The sequence below is a fragment of the Variovorax sp. H27-G14 genome, from assembly GCF_046156345.1.
Lineage (GTDB): Bacteria > Pseudomonadota > Gammaproteobacteria > Burkholderiales > Burkholderiaceae_C > Variovorax.
The window spans coordinates 594067-609881 of sequence record NZ_JAYLVN010000001.1; the positions used below are offsets into that span (position 1 = coordinate 594067).

The 15815-nt window shown below is 62.9% G+C and carries 19 protein-coding genes; 5 read left to right on the forward strand and 14 right to left on the reverse strand.

Annotated features, from left to right (window positions below):
- Positions 1-50 precede the first annotated feature (50 nt).
- The 7 genes from VLK31_RS02775 to VLK31_RS02805 form a co-directional block, all read right to left on the reverse strand.
- The gene (locus VLK31_RS02775) at positions 51-914 is read right to left on the reverse strand and encodes a hypothetical protein (RefSeq protein ID WP_409166841.1); all 864 of its coding nucleotides are present in this window, start codon (positions 912-914) and stop codon (positions 51-53) included.
- A 193-nt stretch (positions 915-1107) separates the two neighbouring features.
- A complete protein-coding gene (locus VLK31_RS02780; protein WP_409166842.1) occupies positions 1108-1257 on the reverse strand; it encodes a hypothetical protein in 150 nt (49 codons plus the stop codon).
- Complete coding sequence (locus VLK31_RS02785) at positions 1254-1850, reverse strand: hypothetical protein (RefSeq protein ID WP_409166843.1); 597 nt, start codon at positions 1848-1850, stop codon at positions 1254-1256. The genes VLK31_RS02780 and VLK31_RS02785 overlap by 4 nt, the downstream gene beginning before the upstream one ends.
- Positions 1847-2239, reverse strand: coding sequence for a hypothetical protein (locus VLK31_RS02790; RefSeq protein ID WP_409166844.1), 393 nt, complete (start codon positions 2237-2239; stop codon positions 1847-1849). Before VLK31_RS02790 ends, VLK31_RS02785 begins: the two co-directional genes overlap by 4 nt.
- Positions 2236-2886 carry a hypothetical protein gene (locus tag VLK31_RS02795; RefSeq protein ID WP_409166845.1) on the reverse strand — a complete coding sequence of 217 codons (651 nt, stop codon included), beginning with the start codon at positions 2884-2886 and terminating at the stop codon, positions 2236-2238. The genes VLK31_RS02790 and VLK31_RS02795 overlap by 4 nt, the downstream gene beginning before the upstream one ends.
- 7 nt (positions 2887-2893) lie before the next feature.
- Entirely contained in the window at positions 2894-3319 is a 426-nt protein-coding gene (locus tag VLK31_RS02800; RefSeq protein WP_409166846.1) for a hypothetical protein, read from the reverse strand.
- A gap of 10 nt (positions 3320-3329) precedes the next feature.
- The gene (locus tag VLK31_RS02805; protein WP_409166847.1) at positions 3330-3542 is read right to left on the reverse strand and encodes a helix-turn-helix transcriptional regulator; all 213 of its coding nucleotides are present in this window, start codon (positions 3540-3542) and stop codon (positions 3330-3332) included.
- A 560-nt stretch (positions 3543-4102) separates the two neighbouring features.
- Between VLK31_RS02805 and VLK31_RS02810 the strand changes: the two genes are divergently transcribed.
- Positions 4103-5068, forward strand: a complete 966-nt coding sequence (locus tag VLK31_RS02810; protein ID WP_409166848.1) for a hypothetical protein — start codon at positions 4103-4105, stop codon at positions 5066-5068.
- Positions 5069-6024: 956 nt separating this feature from the next.
- Here the strand turns inward: VLK31_RS02810 and VLK31_RS02815 are convergent.
- Positions 6025-6570: a hypothetical protein gene (locus tag VLK31_RS02815; RefSeq protein WP_409166849.1), complete on the reverse strand. Its 546-nt coding sequence runs from the start codon at positions 6568-6570 to the stop codon at positions 6025-6027.
- 517 nt (positions 6571-7087) lie between these two features.
- Between VLK31_RS02815 and VLK31_RS02820 the strand changes: the two genes are divergently transcribed.
- On the forward strand, positions 7088-7402 hold the full coding sequence (locus tag VLK31_RS02820) for a helix-turn-helix domain-containing protein (protein ID WP_409167352.1): 315 nt from the start codon (positions 7088-7090) through the stop codon (positions 7400-7402).
- A 60-nt stretch (positions 7403-7462) separates the two neighbouring features.
- Positions 7463-7684 (forward strand): excisionase, encoded by a 222-nt coding sequence (locus VLK31_RS02825; RefSeq protein WP_409166850.1) that lies wholly within the window; start codon positions 7463-7465, stop codon positions 7682-7684.
- Positions 7685-8362: 678 nt separating this feature from the next.
- On the opposite strand, the gene VLK31_RS02830 is transcribed toward VLK31_RS02825, so the two are convergent.
- From VLK31_RS02830 to VLK31_RS02840, 3 genes are all read right to left on the reverse strand, one after another.
- The gene (locus VLK31_RS02830; protein ID WP_409166851.1) at positions 8363-9031 is read right to left on the reverse strand and encodes a Fic family protein; all 669 of its coding nucleotides are present in this window, start codon (positions 9029-9031) and stop codon (positions 8363-8365) included.
- On the reverse strand, positions 9028-9234 hold the full coding sequence (locus tag VLK31_RS02835) for a hypothetical protein (RefSeq protein ID WP_409166852.1): 207 nt from the start codon (positions 9232-9234) through the stop codon (positions 9028-9030). The genes VLK31_RS02830 and VLK31_RS02835 overlap by 4 nt, the downstream gene beginning before the upstream one ends.
- A gap of 667 nt (positions 9235-9901) precedes the next feature.
- Positions 9902-10870, reverse strand: a complete 969-nt coding sequence (locus VLK31_RS02840) for an NAD-dependent epimerase/dehydratase family protein (RefSeq protein ID WP_409166853.1) — start codon at positions 10868-10870, stop codon at positions 9902-9904.
- 81 nt (positions 10871-10951) lie between these two features.
- Here VLK31_RS02840 and VLK31_RS02845 point away from each other — a divergent pair, with 81 nt between their 5' ends.
- Both VLK31_RS02845 and VLK31_RS02850 read left to right on the forward strand, forming a co-directional pair.
- Positions 10952-12016: a CDP-6-deoxy-delta-3,4-glucoseen reductase gene (locus VLK31_RS02845; RefSeq protein WP_409166854.1), complete on the forward strand. Its 1065-nt coding sequence runs from the start codon at positions 10952-10954 to the stop codon at positions 12014-12016.
- A gap of 25 nt (positions 12017-12041) precedes the next feature.
- Positions 12042-13019, forward strand: a complete 978-nt coding sequence (locus VLK31_RS02850; protein ID WP_409166855.1) for a Bug family tripartite tricarboxylate transporter substrate binding protein — start codon at positions 12042-12044, stop codon at positions 13017-13019.
- Here VLK31_RS02850 and VLK31_RS02855 read toward each other — a convergent pair whose 3' ends face one another.
- The 3 genes from VLK31_RS02855 to VLK31_RS02865 are packed head-to-tail and all read right to left on the reverse strand — an operon-like array spanning position 13020 to position 15806.
- Positions 13020-13763 carry an ABC transporter ATP-binding protein gene (locus VLK31_RS02855; protein ID WP_409167353.1) on the reverse strand — a complete coding sequence of 248 codons (744 nt, stop codon included), beginning with the start codon at positions 13761-13763 and terminating at the stop codon, positions 13020-13022.
- A gap of 34 nt (positions 13764-13797) precedes the next feature.
- Entirely contained in the window at positions 13798-14577 is a 780-nt protein-coding gene (locus VLK31_RS02860; RefSeq protein ID WP_409166856.1) for an ABC transporter ATP-binding protein, read from the reverse strand.
- A 20-nt stretch (positions 14578-14597) separates the two neighbouring features.
- Positions 14598-15806, reverse strand: coding sequence for a branched-chain amino acid ABC transporter permease (locus VLK31_RS02865; protein ID WP_409166857.1), 1209 nt, complete (start codon positions 15804-15806; stop codon positions 14598-14600).
- Between the last annotated feature and the right edge of the window lie 9 nt (positions 15807-15815).

Genomic DNA, 15815 nt, shown 5'->3' on the forward strand with positions numbered 1-15815 from the left:
TTTGGATACCGGCAGGCCGACCCCACCGAGCCCTCGGCCTGCGGAGGCGCTCAGGAAGGGCTGCACACCTTCGATGTCTCTGCGCGAATCTCAGCGAGGATCGCGGCCACCTCGTTGTCGTGCGCCCGGAAGCCGACGTATGCGGTCATGCCTTGGAGCGCCTGCGCAGCAGCATCTGGAGACGCGAACCTCAGCGAGGGCTCCAACTTTCGCGGGTCTTCGATCTCACCGCCATCCGCGTAGCCCACGACGCTTTGCCCAGGGCGCGCGGCAAGAGCCGCAGCGTAGGACCCGGGCGCCGGCGCGGCCGACAGGTTTGAGCGGCGCACGCCGGGCAGCGACATCATTGCGGTGCACGCATCGGCGCCCGCGTTGAACGCCGCGTTCCGGTTGGCGTAGTCCGGCGGCGCCGGTGAGGGCGGCGCCACGGCTGGCGCAGGAGCGGGCGTTGCAACAGCCGCGGCACCAGGCACGGCCGGCTTTTGAAATAGCGGCGTGCTGGAGGCAGCCGCGCCGAGGGCCGGCGGCTGCGCCGGTGGAGGCGGCGCCTTGAACGATTCGACCGTGCCCACCGTGCCGGCGGGGGCTTGGCCGCTGATCGCGATGCCGCCCGACACGTTGCCGACCGAGTACGAATTGCCCACACGGGTGACTGCGCCCGGCTGGTCATCGATCAAGCCACCATCGGCGCGCGCGATGCGGCCAATATTCTCGCGCGCCTGGTTCGTGGGGGCGTGCGTGGCATCGACCAGCGCCTGCAGGTTGTGTTTGCCGACGGCCGCCGCAGTGTCGGCCGGCAGCATAAATTCGTCCTTGGATGCCCGAATCGGCACTGAGTCGCTGGTGGGCGTGCCGGACCCACGGATCGCACCGCCGTGCTCAATGTCCTTCGCCTTGGCGTGCGATCGCGGCATGGTGCCTAGGATCAGGGCGGCGCCGGCGCGCGGCGCGCGCGGGGCCGGCGGCTGCGCAGGATGGCGAACAGCCCCTCCATCAGCAAGCTGTTGAATCTCGGCCGCTTGGTGCGCGCGAGAACGCCGGGGAAAGGGTCGCCAGCATTTGCGCGGCGGGGCATCGAGTGGCGTTCAGCCTCTGTTGGTTGAAAAATCAGGCTTGGCCGATGGCCGGGCGGTGTTGGGAAAGGACCTCGGCTTCGATGGCGAACATCACGCAGGTGAGGTGGAGCAGCGCCTCGACTGCCTGAGGGCGGCGCGGACGCAATCGCTCGCCGCCGGGCGCGGTGCTGAGCGCGGTCATACCGGCAACTTCTCTCGCTGGTCACCGGCCAGCGCGCTGGTCTTCTTCGACGCCTTGCCCACAACCCGCTGGGTTTCCGCTGGGTTATCCGAAGTCAGTGCGGCACCGGTGCCTGAGGCTTGTCCCGCGGGACAGACAGGGGACGCCACAGGAACAGCAGCACGTAGTACCGGCGACACATCCACGTCGTTGCTGGCGACGCTCACCAGGTCATCGAGGTCCGCGCAAAACTCCTCGCAGATGACGGCGGTCGCGGTCGCGTAGTCCATCTCGTAGCTCAGGTCCGCGTGCTCGCTGTCGGACTGCGTGCACAGCCACTCACCGAGGTGGTTGATACGCCGCCCCAAGGCCAGGATGCGCCGCTTGAGCGTCAGCACCACGCGCACTGCATCGGTGTGCTGCCGCCGCATCGCGGCCAGCGTGTCCGCATCGGATGCGGACATCTCGCGGACAAGCCCCAGGCCCTCGGCGATGTGTCGCACCTGCAGCGGGTGCACGTCGAGCGTGTAGCCGCCCAGAGAACTGGAGTCCTCGAGGCGGACCAGGCCGCTCTCCAGACGCTCGATCTTCAGTTGGGGAAATTCGGTGTTCATGCCGAAACTCCTGCGCGCCGAATGGCTGTAGCGAAGCGGCGAGGGGAGTTGTAGACGACAGCCTTGGCCGCCACCAGGTCGCAGTACTCGGTCACGCAAGCGGCTTCCATCTCCGGCCAGGCGGGAGACTGCTTCTCGATGAAGCCAAGGCCCCTCTCGTGCGAGTGATCGCGGTAGGCCGTGCGGAGATCTTCTAGGCGCGCACGGGGGGCGCTCTCGGCCTCGTGGTGCTCGACAGCCTTCAAGCCGATCTGAGCCAGCGCAGTCATTGCGGCAGTCGATTCAATGATTCGCTTGTTGGCCATGTTCTTCTTTCTTCTATGGGTTGGTACTACTGCAGTGGTGTGCAGAAACTGCAGTTGGTCTGGTGCATTTGCCTGGTCGCTCATGCATGCTCTAAGGCCTTGTCACGATTGGTGATTCGAGCTTTCGGCGGCCCGGTGATCGGTGCAGTTTCTGCAGTGGGCACAAGACCCCTGACTGCAGAAACGGCAGCGTCAAAACTGGCTATCGATGCAGTTTCTGCAGCGTCACGGTGCAGTTTCTGCAGCGCCCTTTTTTTTCTTGCTTCCAGCTTTTCCGGTGCCATCGGCGCAGGAGCCGACGCCTGTTCAATAACGCGCCCGGCATCGCGAACGGTGGTGAAGGCCTCCCAATCTCGGGATGCCTTCTCCGCTGCGATGTGCTTCTTTGGCTGGTCGAAAACTTGCACGTCAGTGAACCGGTACAAGTTGCAGACCTTCGAGCCATGCTCTACGCCAACGGTGCGGCGTGTGGCTCGGAGGAAGCCTGCGGCCTCTAGCTGGCGCAAGGCCTTCGCGAGCGTCGTAGAACTCGTCCAGCCCCGATGTTTGAGCTGGGAGAGCGCTGCGCTGATGTCGCCGTTGTTGAAGCTCATCAGCGTGGCGCGCATGTCGCCCCACAGCGCCTTCGCGGAATAGTGCAAGGCGCGCCAGGCCGGGCTGTTGGCAATCGCCAGCGGCGTCCGGTAGTGCTGCTCTACCGGCTCAAGCGGCTTCTTGTTCTTCCTGCTCATCGCGAGCCTAGCAGGCCACCCACACCACTGCGTAGTCGCCCGAGCGCGTGATGCGCGTTTTACCGCTCGACTTCACGAAGCCATCGGCGACGAGTTCGATGCGGCGCGGGCGCTGGGTGTTCGCCGGCATCGGCATGCGGCGCTGCATCTCTTCGTCGGTGGCGCCGTTAGGGCCGCAAGAGGCCAGGAACGCGAGCACCTCGCCGCGCTTGGTGTGGGCCATCGGTGCAATGCGCTCGGCGGCGCGTCGGCTGGTGGCCGAGTGACGTTGATACGGCGGTGCCGGATCTCCGAAGAGGTCGGGGATGTGGCAGTGGATGCCGTGGAGCGCTTCCATGCGGCTGCGCTTGGCGCTAAACTGGCGACTCAGTTTGATTCGCTTTGAGGCCGTGTCGGGGGCAACCGTCACGGCTTTCTTCTTTGTGGCGTCCATCAGTGTCGCCTCAGGCCAGCGACAGCGCGGCGCGCTTCTCGATGAAGGCCTCAACCGACTCGCGATCCCACACAGTCAGGCCGTCAGTGATCCTGATCGGCTTTGGAAAATCGCTGTTCGGATCCGCCGCCCATCTCCAAATTGTTGCCGCAGAGACCGGCAAGAGGCCGGGCCTGCCCTTGGTTGTCGCAATGTCTGCGACCCGCATAAATTGCTTTGCCATCGATAACACTCCAGAAGTTGACGCCGTGTTTTGGCGTTGGAGTGGATGCTCTTGTTTGCAGTGAAACTTGCCAATGTGTGCGCGCCTTAGCGCGCCTTAGCGCGCCTTAGCCCGCCGCGGCGCGCTTTAACGCGCGCGCGCATAGCGGTGATAGCACCGCCATGCACGTCGACCTCGAGACGTGGACGCGCGAGGCCGGCGTCATCAAGGCCGAAAGGCCGAGGCCAAGGACGCAGGGCATTCCTGGGCTACCGTGCGCCGGGCCGCCGATGCGCTCTCGGTCTACCGAAAGAAAGGCGGCATGGATACCGGCTGGTGCTGAAGCCTTCCTGGAGGTGCTCATAAAACACCAAAGGTGCTCACAAAAAAGGATGCACACCTTCGGGAAAAGTTGAGCACTTTCGATGATGTCGAGGCGGCCGTACCCTGACCGTGGCACCATGCATGCTGGCGCTGACGGGCGCCACGTTTTTGCCTCGGCTAGGTCGACGGACCGAAGAGCGGGAGTCCTTCACCCGCTTGCCGAAGCTCCCCTTGAAGGGCGCCGCGAAGGGGTGCACGTGAAGATCATTGTTGAGATCGAAGGCCAGGAGGCAATCCCGGTGCGCGCCATTCCGTTGGCAACAGACCGGGAGTCGATGCGTCCCGAGGAAATCGCCGATGTGCTAGCTGAACAAGACGAGCGTAGCCCAGCGTTTGGAAGACTAGCGCCCGCAGCTGAAGCCGATTCAACTGCTTTGTCAGCCTCGGAGCCTGGGCAAATTGAGCCAACAACCGACGGCGAATTTTCATCTGCAACGTGGTGGGGTGGATATCTCGAGGCCGCGTACTGGTGGGACCAACCAAGTATTACGCCGCTTGAGGCAGCGCTGTTGCTCTGCGGCCTCGACCCACATGTCGAGTCGAAGGATAGTGCTGAGAAGCTGGCTACCCCAGGTGAACCCTCGGGCCGCGATTTCAAGATGATGCTTCGGAGCTTTGAAGGCGCTGAGATAGCCGGACAGTTGCGGACGATGAGGAAATGGCTGGGCATCGCCATGGAGCAAGGACTCAAGCGTCACAGCTGGTTAGCCGAATGGGTCGCTGCACGGCAACCGGCGCTGCCCGAACAGGAAGCCGAGGGGAATGCTGCACCCCAGTCGGTAAAAGCGAATATTGACGGCGCTGAGACCTTGCGCGAAACCGACCAAGCCACAGCGCAAGCCTCACCTCGCGTAGCCGCATCTCAGGAGCGCCTCGACGCGCATTCCGCAGTGGCGGTGCATTCGACCAAAAAGCCGAGAAGCGACATCATCAACGCCGTAATTGCGGAGGCCGAGGCTAGTTGCGGGCAAGACGCTACGGTGGCCACGAAGTGGCTCACGATGATTAAATTGACCGAAAATAGAGGAAAGCCCTTCTTGGAGCTCCTTGCCGGCAGCATTCGGTACAAGGACAACATGGGCCAAGTGCGCTCATTCGGCCAAAAGAATCTTGCGGACCGGTTGCGACGCAGCCGTCGGAAGACTATTGCACCGCAAGCATAGATACCTCCGCAGCCGCATGCCAATTCCGGTCCAAATCGCTCCGCCAGAACGCGGTAGTCCTCCAAAGTGCGCACCGAGGAAGCTTTGGCAAGCGAACGTGGTTACAGCGCAGCGTTGGCACGGCGGCAGCATGTGCGGCCACGGGCGATGGCACCTCAACAGCATGACCAGGGCGCAGAACCTGATGCATTCAGCCTGTTCGTGAACACGTGCAGTGCGGGCCTCAAGCGAATCAGCAAGCAAGCTGCGGCGAATCATCCGTTGGTAATGTGCAACCGCGGCATGGCTCATTTTGGAGGACTTTCGGCCTACTACACTGCACTCGGCGCAGGAGGCAAAAACTCGGTCGGTTATTGCCAAAAACCCAGTGGGTTTCTCAGCCGGAACGGCTCAGTGTGACCGAGTCTGTGCACAAGGCGGTTCGGTTGAATGTCGACTGGGTGGCGGCAAAGGCCGGCTATCGAGCTGGCCAACCCGCAACTGAGCGCCGTGCACGAGGTATTGCATGCGCGCGCTCGCCAAGCGCATGTAGAGCGCATATGTGGGCGCTCGCCGCGGTGAGTAACGCAAAGACGGGTGTCAAGGTTTCCAGGAAGGTGGTTTCCACAGGGTTGCCACGCAAACACGCCAACAATCTTAAAGTCTTCGAGGCTAATGCTGGGGCACGAATGGCGGCCATAGTGTTGCCCCCGACGGCATCGTCTGGGTGTGGGAGCAGTTTGTGCTCGGCAATTCACAGGCATCGCTACGCAGGTCGAGCAGCTGCTCGTGTGTACTGGCGTACGGCAGTTGCGGTACGCCTTCAACGGGTATGGGCGCTGCTTGAGCGTGAAGAGACTTTGATCAGGATGTAAATTTGCGCACTGGAGGCGAGACCGACATCGCGAAAAAGCTCTAACCGTCTCTAGCTGATCAGACGAAGTGGTTGGTCACTGGCAGCTGAACCGATTGAGCCATTACATGACTTCGAACAGGTGCTTTGCGCGTCCTCTAACCTCCCAAACTTCACAAAAATCAATCTGCCCCGCTGTTTCTAGATAGACTTCCGTCGCCTTGCCAGGTAGCAATCGAATGGTACGAACTTCCGTTCTTACTCGTTCAGGAAGATCTAAGTATGGATCCTCTTTAGTTGGGACCCTTCGGATTCCCTGTTTCGTACATGACACTTTCATATCGGTCACGACCAAAGCGCTGAAGTTTTGAATCTTCACTATGACCGCTTGGCCATCTTGATTGAAAGTGGCATTCAACTTCTGCGCCTCGTCCGTCGGAAGGAGGCGGTTTAACTGCGGCGATGAGGTCTGCGCTTGCGTTGCAAGAACACAAGCTTGCAAAAGCAAGCCGACAGTGCAGGTACGCACTAGGTGCGCACGGATCTTCGCGACAGTAGTTGAGTGGCGACTTACCCTGAAAAAATGCTTTCGCCTCGGAAAAGGAACACCTGTAGGTTCATCGGTGTGGTGACAGGACGGCAACGCCGTTTGCTGCGAAATCTCGTTCATCTTGAGCTCCGTTTTCGTACTGATGCCCGGTGCAATGACTGCCTCGTCAACTGATCGCGCCTAAGTCGCGCATTTTGTTTGTTTAGAGCGCAGGCTCTCACTTGCGAACTTGCATCGTCTCCGGATTGACTTGCACCGAAACTGGGCAATCGAAGCCACCGCCTCGTACATTGATCGAAAATTCGAACCCAGCGTAGGTTCGGTACGAGCAGCGTGCCAAGTCGTTGCCGGCAGAGCTTATGTCCGTTCGGAAGGCATCTTCGAACCCTTCCCCTTGGCGTTGCCCTTTGCCTTGCGCTTCCCGCACTCCTTGCTGGAAACCATCCATAGCACTACCCGCTCCGCCAAGCCCTCCCGCTTGGGTCGGCCAGGATGCCCCAATCAACAGCACGAATAGGACTGCACGGCCGCAGTGAGTAGCTACGTGCAAGTGGCTGGATGCATTGCTGACTTTCATACCGCCTTCATCTACGTTTTTCGTAGAGAAATTGTATCTGTATTCTTCGAATATCGAAGAATGTCTCCGCGTGCCTCTCGTGCTCCAAAGTCAATCTTTGGTGCCCGCCTGCGTGAAGCCCGAGAGCGGCTCGCCCTTCCCCAGGATCGGCTGGGGGTCATGATCGGGTTGGACGAGTCCAGTAGCAGTGCGCGGATGAGTCGCTACGAAACCGGCATTCATGAGCCTCCAATTGCGACTGCCAGACAGCTGGCGCTTGCTCTCGATGTGCCACTCGCTTACCTCTATTGCGACGACGATGTTCTTGCTCAAATCGTCTTGAAGGTGAGCGCGATGTCGGGGGAGGCTCGCCGCGAACTGTTGCTCTCTCTTTGAGCGCCTTCCTCAGCGGTTTGGCTCCTGTCAATTGAGCGCAGATATCCCTGCGTCGAAACGGTGGCTGTAGGGAATAAAGTCGAAGATTCGCCTCACTGCCTGGGCAGCGCTACATTTTTTCCTCCTTCAGCCGAGCGCACTTTGCGGCTTTGGGTCCGTGAGGGGCGGATCATTCCGCCGCCGCTCAAGATCGGGCGCACCTACTACATCGACCAAGACCCGCAACACGTTGCTGAGATCGCAGCCTCCGAACGGCTTGTGAATCGGCTCAGACGAACGTAGCCGGCAGGCCCGGCGCGCGACCTCAGCGGCCGTAGCTGAGCGCGCACGCGCGCTCTAGTTGGAAGGCTTAGTGCCTTCCTTGCCGGTATACGGGTTCGTGTTGCCCTTCGGCGATCAGTTGTCCGACTTCGTGCCGTTCGGGTTGGTCGCATGGCTGGGGGCAACGTAGGTGCCGTTGCTCTTCGTGTAGCCGCTGGTCGAATGGCTTCCACCTGACGAGGCGGAACTGTATGAGTGGGCGCTGCTGTAGTCGTTCGAGCTATGGCGCGCATCCTAGTGCGCGGCGAGGAGCTGTCGGCTCCAGGTTTATTTCCGACTTCGCTTCCGCTCTGAAGTGCTGATGTTGCGATCGATCCAGGCCGTGCCGGACGAGACCGCATCCGCGCTTGTTCTATGGCGGCCGATGCTAAGCGCATCGCGCACCGTGCCGCTCGGAGGGATGGCCTTGCACACCCAGCCTTCTGCGGCTCCCCAGAACGAGTGATGCCAGCGGATGTAAAGCGTCCAGCCGCGGTGCTCGTGCCGCACGACCGATGCAGAGCTGAGAGAGCGAACCGCCATGGCAACAGCTTACCGCCCTGAAGCGCGCCGGCCGCATCAATGGCATCTGCTATTGGTGACACGGCAGCCCGGCGGATGAGCCACTGCCGACCGTAAGCACGGCGGCAGAAAGGTGGCCTAGTGATTGCTGCTTTTCGTGTTTAAACGGGCGTTCAGCAGGCGCCGATTAATCCGGCGTGGTGGGGGTGCTGGTGGAGGTTCAGCACTCGCGATTTGCTCCTCCAGCAATCTAATCAAGACCGCGTGAAGGGGGGCCATATCCCCTTGATCGGCCGCTCGAAGCGCAACCACATAGTCGTCTCGGTCCCTGCTAATCAACTCGGGCAATATTCTGGTTCCGGGGAGCAAGACACCGAGCTTCAGACACAGGACAAAGTAACAGGCCGCGCGCGCCGTCCGACCATTTCCATTGATAAACGGGTGAATGTGGTTGAGGCGCCAGAGCACATATGCAGCAAGTGCAACCGGGTCCGCGTTCTCCCAGTCTCGATTCACGCTGTTTACGAAGTCATCCATCAACGCGCCCACCAAATAGGCGGGAGGCGGGGTATGTTTGCCTACGGTGACTTCACACGGGCGAAACTCACCCGCGTTCGTGTGTAGACACACAATCGCGTGATAGTTCAACGCTTTGATGACGTGGGTTGACAGGAAGGTCTTGCGAACCTCTATACCTGCCGTGACTGCCGAGCGAAGAAACTCGTACTGGCGCTCGTTGTTCGAGATCTGCAGTTCCTGATAGACCGGATGATTTTCCGTCCCACCGGCTATCAGGTGCAGTATCACTTCGAGGTAAGGCTGCCGCCTTGTTCAAGGATGGATCGACGAACCTGCTCTTTTGTCATGTTCGAGTCTCGACCCATTGAGCCAAAGACAAATGAGATCTTTTGCTCAAGAATCTCCTGAGGATTGAGCTTTTTGGAGGCCGACCGAGCAGCTTCGAGTAGCTTCGGATCTGTCCTCAGACTCAAAATGTTGTCGATCATCATGATGCGCTCCTGTTACAGACTCGGGGCAAGTCCAACTCCTAAATTATATTGTGCATTGCAGCACTCCTGCTCGGCGCAACTGCACTTTAGCTGGAGAAAGCGGCCATTTCGTGGGTATATTCCCTCATCAGATGTGGGACGCCGCCAACAAGTTCACGGCCCAATATTGTTACATTTTGACCAACTGAGCGTGGTTTCCGCGCGAAAAGGTACCCAAAAAGAATGCGGTTCCCAGCGAGGTGCAAGCAGACTTCGACGCAACAAATCGCATCAACAGTAGTGAAGTGAGCCACTGAGACTGGCCCACCGGAGAATGACGAACTGATGCGCCAGGCAAAGACAGGGGTAGAGCCACACAAACGATCTGCCGTGTCGCCGATCGGAAGCTGTCCATCAGGGAGACCGGCACGCGGCATCTCCGCAACACGTGGGACGCTTTGACATTTGTCGGTACCTTTGTCGGTACTTGCAGACTCACAATTCCAAAAACCCAGCATTTATGCGGCCTGCAGCCCGATCTGCGATTCCGGCCCCGGCACCACATTTGGCTCTCCCCCAGGCTTCGCGCACTTCGTGTCGCTTCGCCTTCCCCCTTCCGGGGGCGATACCTGCGGACCGGCGGAGCCGGTTCCGCGGTATCTCTGGAAGGGAGCCAGCCTTTCCTTCGTCAGGCTTGCTCTATCGGGCCGATTCGGCCGATCGGGCTGATTCGGCCGATCAGGCCTGTGTGCACCGTCGGATACGCCAGGCGCACGCGCAATTCGCGCTTCAGCCTCGTGTTGTCCAGCAGGCGCGACTCCCCCATGAAACTCAACAGCTGCACCGGCAACTGCCGCTCGGCCTCGCCGCGCGCCACGCGTGGCGGGCGTGGCATGCCGTACAGGTCGGCGGCCAGGTCGATGTAGTCGCCCATGCGCAGCTCGGTGTCGTCCGAGGCATGCACGATGCGCTGCGGCTTGCCGCGGAACAGCGCCGCCACGCAGGCGCGCGCCAGGTCGTCGGCGTGGATGTGGTTGGTGTACACGTCGTCCTCGCGCCGCAGCACCGGCGTGCCACGCTCCAGGCGAGCACGCGGCGTGCCGTTCTCGCGGTCGGGCGCGTAGATGCCCGGAATGCGCAGGATGCTCGCGCGCACGCCCGCGCTGCGGCCCAGCCAACGCACGGCGCGCTCGGCGTCCACGCGGCGGTGGGCGCGCGGAGTGTCGGGCCGCACGCCACGGGTTTCGCTCACCCTGGCCCCCTCGCAGTTGCCATACACGCCGCTGGTCGAGCCGTAGACGAAGCTCGAGGGCACCGAGCGCAGCCGCAAGGCACGCGCCAGCGCGGTGGTGCGCTGGTCGCGCCACCAGGCGGTGCCGCCGTCGCGTGCCGGGGGCGCCAGGTGCAGCACCCGCGTGGCGATGCCCGCCAGTCGGCGCAGGGTGGCTGCATCGTCCAGGTTGCCTACCAGGGGGCGGATGCCCGCGCTGCGCAGCCCCTCGACCCGGTCGGCCGACGACGTGAGCGCCACCAGCTGCATGCGCCCGCGCAGGTCGCGTGCCACGCGCTGGCCGACGTCACCGCAACCGACGATCAGAAGGCGCTCGCGGCGGAACCGCGCCGGCAGGGCGCCGGAGGGGCTATTGATTGAAGGCAAAATCTTGGTTCCTGTCCGAATTCAGTTGATCCCGGCACTGCACGCAGGCCGGGACGAGTTTTTACCCCCAGAAGAATACCGATGACCGCTACAGCGCCGCACGACGCGGGCTTTTCCATCACCGTCGAACCCAGCGGCCGCCATTTCGTGGTCCACGGCGACGAAACCATCCTCGCGGCCGGCATCCGGCAAGGCATCGGCCTGCCCTATGGCTGCAAGGACGGAGCCTGCGGCTCCTGCAAGTGCCGCAAGCTCTCGGGCGAGGTCACCCTGGGCCCGCACCAGAGCAAGGCCCTGAGCGCCGAAGAGCAGCTTGCCGGCTTCGTGCTGACCTGCTGCGCCCACGCCACAAGCGACGTGGTGCTGGAGTCGCGCCAGGTCACCGAGGCCGGGGCCATGCCGATCCGCAAGATGCCGGTGCGGGTGCAGGGCCTCACGCGCCTGTCGCACGACGTGATGATGGTGCGCCTGCAACTGCCGGCCGGCGAGCCGCTGCAGTTTCATGCGGGGCAGTACGTGGAGTTCATCCTGCGCGACGGCGCGCGCCGCAGCTATTCGATGGCCAACGCGCCGCACACCCTGGGCGTGCCGGGCACGGGCATCGAGCTGCACCTGCGCCACCTGCCCGGCGGCAAGTTCACCGACCATGTGTTCGGCACGATGAAGGAGAAGGAAATTCTTCGCATCGAAGGCCCGTTCGGCAGCTTCTTCCTGCGCGAGGACTCCGACAAGCCAATGGTTCTGCTGGCCTCCGGCACGGGCTTCGCACCAATCAAGGCGCTGCTGGAGCACATGCAGTTCAAGGCCATCGCGCGGCCCGTGACGCTCTACTGGGGCGGGCGCCGCCCGGAAGACCTGTACATGGACGCCTGGCTGCGCGAACAGATGGCGCACATGCCCCACCTGCGCTACGTGCCCGTCATTTCCAATGCCACGCCGCAGGACAACTGGACCGGGCGCACCGGCTTCGTCCATCAGGCCGTGCTGGAAGACTTTGCCGACCTGTCGGGCCACCAGGTGTATGCCTGCGGCGCCCCCATCGTGGTCGACTCGGCCAAGCGCGACTACATGGCGCTGGCGGGCCTGCCCGAAGAAGAGTTCTTTGCCGACGCTTTCACCACGGAAGCCGACAAGGCCGTTCCCTGAATTTCCCGAGACCCTGCCAACAACAATGAAGACGAGACACTTTCTCCTGACCCTGCTTGCCAGCGCCACCGCCCTCATGGGCAGCGGCCATGCCGTCGCCCAGCAACAGCGCCCCATTCGCCTGGTGGTGCCCTACGCGGCGGGCGGCCCGATCGACAACACCGCGCGCATCCTGGCCGAGCGCGTGAAGGACACGCTGGGCCCGGTCATCATCGACAACAAGCCCGGCGCGGGCGGCAACATCGGTGCCGACATCGTGGCCAAGGCGCCCGCCGACGGCCTGACGATCGGCATTGCGGCCACCGCCACCAACGCGGTGAACCCCTGGCTGTACAGCAAGATCCCGTTCAACGCCGCGACCGACTTCGCACCCATCACGCAGATGGTGCGCGTGCCCAACGTGCTGGTGATGAACGCCGACACGGCCAGGCGCCTGAACATCAACACCGTGGCCGACCTCATCCGCTATGCCAAGGCCAACCCCGCCAAGCTCAACTACGGCAGCGGCGGCAACGGCAGCGCCGGGCACCTGGCGGGCGAGCTGTTCAAGAAGGAAGCGGGCATCTTCGCGCTGCACATTCCGTACAACGGCGGCAGCCCGGCGCAGCTGGCGCTGATCTCGGGCCAGGTCGACTTCAACTTCGACAACCTTGCCACGGCCGCGCCGAACATACGCTCGGGCAAGCTGAAGGCCATTGCCGTCACCACGCTGCAGCGCAGCAGCGCCCTGCCCGACGTGCCGCCCATCGCGGACACGCTCAAAGGCTTCTCGATCGACACATGGTGGGGCCTGGTGGCACCGGCCGGCACGCCGCACGACGTGGTCGTGAAGCTCAACCAGGCGTTCGTGGCCGCGCTGAACGCGCCGGAAACGAAGACCCGCTTCGCCGGCCTGCTGGCGGAGCCGGTGGCCAGCTCGCCGGAGCAGTTCGGTGCGTTCATGAAGAGCGAGCTCTCCAAGTACGAAGCGGTGGTCAAGTCCACCGGCGCTAAGGTCGACTGACTATTCGCCCAGGTAGGCGGCGCGCACGCGCGGGTCGCTCAGCAGGGCCTTGGCTTCACCGTTCATGGTGATCAGGCCCGACTCCATCACGTAGCCGCGATCGGCCAGCTGCAGCGCGCGGTTGGCGTTCTGCTCCACCAGCAGGATGGTCACGCCCTGCGACGCCACGGTCTGCACCACCTCGAAGATCTTGTCGCACATGATGGGTGACAGGCCCATGGTGGGCTCGTCCAGCAGTAGCACCTTGGGGCGCGCCATCAGCGCGCGGCCCATGGCCAGCATCTGCTGCTCGCCGCCCGACATGGTGCCGGCCAGCTGGTCCTTGCGCTCGCGCAGGCGCGGGAACGTGACGAACACGCGCTCCATGTCCTTGGCAATCTCGGCCTTGTCCTTGCGGATGTAGGCGCCGATCTGCAGGTTCTCGGTGATGGTCATGCGCGTGAACACGCCACGGCCTTCCGGCACCATCACCAGGCCCTCGCCCACCAGGTCCCAGGCGCCGCGGCCCTTGATGCTGCGGCCCATGAACTCGATGTGGCCCGCCCCGGCCGGCAGCGTGCCGGTGATGGCCTTCATGGTGGTGGTCTTGCCAGCGCCGTTGGAGCCGATCAGCGAGACCAGCTCGCCCTCGCGCACCTCGAAGTCCACGCCCTTCACGGCCTGGATGCCGCCGTAGCCCACCTTCAGGCCGCTGACTTTCAACAGCGTCTTGCCGGTCGCCTTGGCCTGCGCGGCGTTCGACATGGTTTCTTGTTCGCTCATGGTTGCGGTGCTCATGTCAGTGGCCTCCGGTGCCGAGGTAAGCCTCGATCACCTTCTCGTTCTTCTGCACGTCCGAGGGCGTGCCTTCGGCAATCTGCTTGCCGTAGTCCAGCACGGTGACGCGGTCGCACAGGCCCATGATGAGCTTGACGTCGTGTTCGATGATCAGGATGGTGCGGTTGTCGCGGCGGATGCGGTCGATCAGCTCTCGCAACGCGACCTTCTCGGTCAGATTCATGCCCGCGGCGGGCTCGTCCAGCGCAATGAGCTGCGGGTCGGTCGCCAGAGCGCGCGCAATTTCCAGGCGGCGCTGGTCGCCGTACGACAGCGTGCGCGCCTTGTAGTCGGCGAACTTGCCGATGCCCACGTAGTCGAGCAGTTCGTGCGCGCGATCGGCAATGGCTTTTTCTTCGGCCTTGAAGCTGCCGGTGCGCAGCATGGCGCCGAATACGCCCGAGCTCGTGCGAATGTGCCGCCCGACCATCACGTTTTCGAGCGCCGTCATTTCGGCGAACAGGCGAATGTTCTGGAAGGTGCGCGCAATGCCGGCCTTGGCCACTTCGTGCACGGCCGTCGGCTGGTAGGGCTTGCCGGCCAGCTCGAAGGTGCCGCTGTCGGGCGTGTAAAGGCCGGTGATCACGTTGAAGAACGTGGTCTTGCCCGCGCCGTTGGGGCCAATCAGTCCGTAGACCTGGCCGCGCTTGATGGTGATGCCCACGTCGGAGAGCGCCTGCAAGCCGCCAAAGCGCTTGGAGATGCCGCGCACGTCGAGGATGGTGTCCGTTGTCGTCGTCATGTGGATGGGTCCTTCGGCGTTCACGGATTGATCGACATGGGACGCGAAGCGGCACCCGGCAACTGGTCGGCCGGCGTGTCGATGCCCGGCGCATGTGTTTGCAGCGAGCCGGGGGCCACGGCCGCGTGGGCCGGATCGACGGGCACGCCGCCTTTCTTGGTCAGCGTCTTGCCGTGCTCCGGTGACGGCCACAGGCCGCGCGGGCGCACCAGCATGATGATGATCATGGCCAGCGCAATGAAGAGCTGGCGCAGGATGGACGAGTCGAGACGACCGCCGGTGAGCGACTGCAGCGGGCCGGCCACGTAGCGCAGCACTTCGGGCAGCGCGGCCAGCAGCACCGCACCCAGAATGACGCCGGGCAGGTGGCCGATGCCGCCGAGCACGACCATCGCGACAATCATCACCGACTCCATCAGGCTGAAGGACTCGGGCGACACGAAGCCCTGGAAGGCCGCGAACATCGACCCCGACACGCCGCCAAAGCTCGCGCCCATACCGAATGCCAGCAGCTTCATGTTGCGGGTGTTGATACCCATGGCCTTGGCCGCGATTTCGTCTTCGCGAATGGCCATCCAGGCGCGCCCGATGCGCGACTTCTGCAGGCGGTGCGAAATGATCACGGTGGCGATCACCAGCGCCAGGAACAGGTAGTAGTACAGCGACACCGAAGACACCGTGAAGCCGTCGAACTTCCATGCCTTGCCCAGGTCCAGGCCCCAGAACTTGATGGAGTCGATGGCCGTGATGCCCTTCGGACCGTTGGTGATGTTGACGGGCTGGTCCAGGTTGTTCAGGAACACGCGAATGATTTCGCCGAACCCGAGCGTCACGATGGCCAGGTAGTCGCCGCGCAGCTTGAGCGTGGGCGCGCCGAGCAGCACGCCCAGACAGCCCGCCACCACCAGCGCCAGCGGCACCACGATCAGCAGCGACGTGTGCAGCCCGTTCGGGAACATCTGCGCGAACCAGGGGAAGGTTTCGGTCAGGTGCGACGAGCCCATCAGCGCATAGAGGTAGGCCCCCACCGCGAAGAAGGCCACGTAGCCCAGGTCGAGCAGACCGGCATAGCCGACCACGATGTTCAGGCCCAGGGCCAGCAGCACGTAGAGCAGTGCGATGTCGGCGATGCGCACCCAGGCATTGCCCTGCAGTTGCAGCAGCAGCGGCAGCGCGAGCACGGCGATTGCGCCAATGACGTAGAGAGCGAGGTTCTTGCTGTTCTTCATGATTCGCTG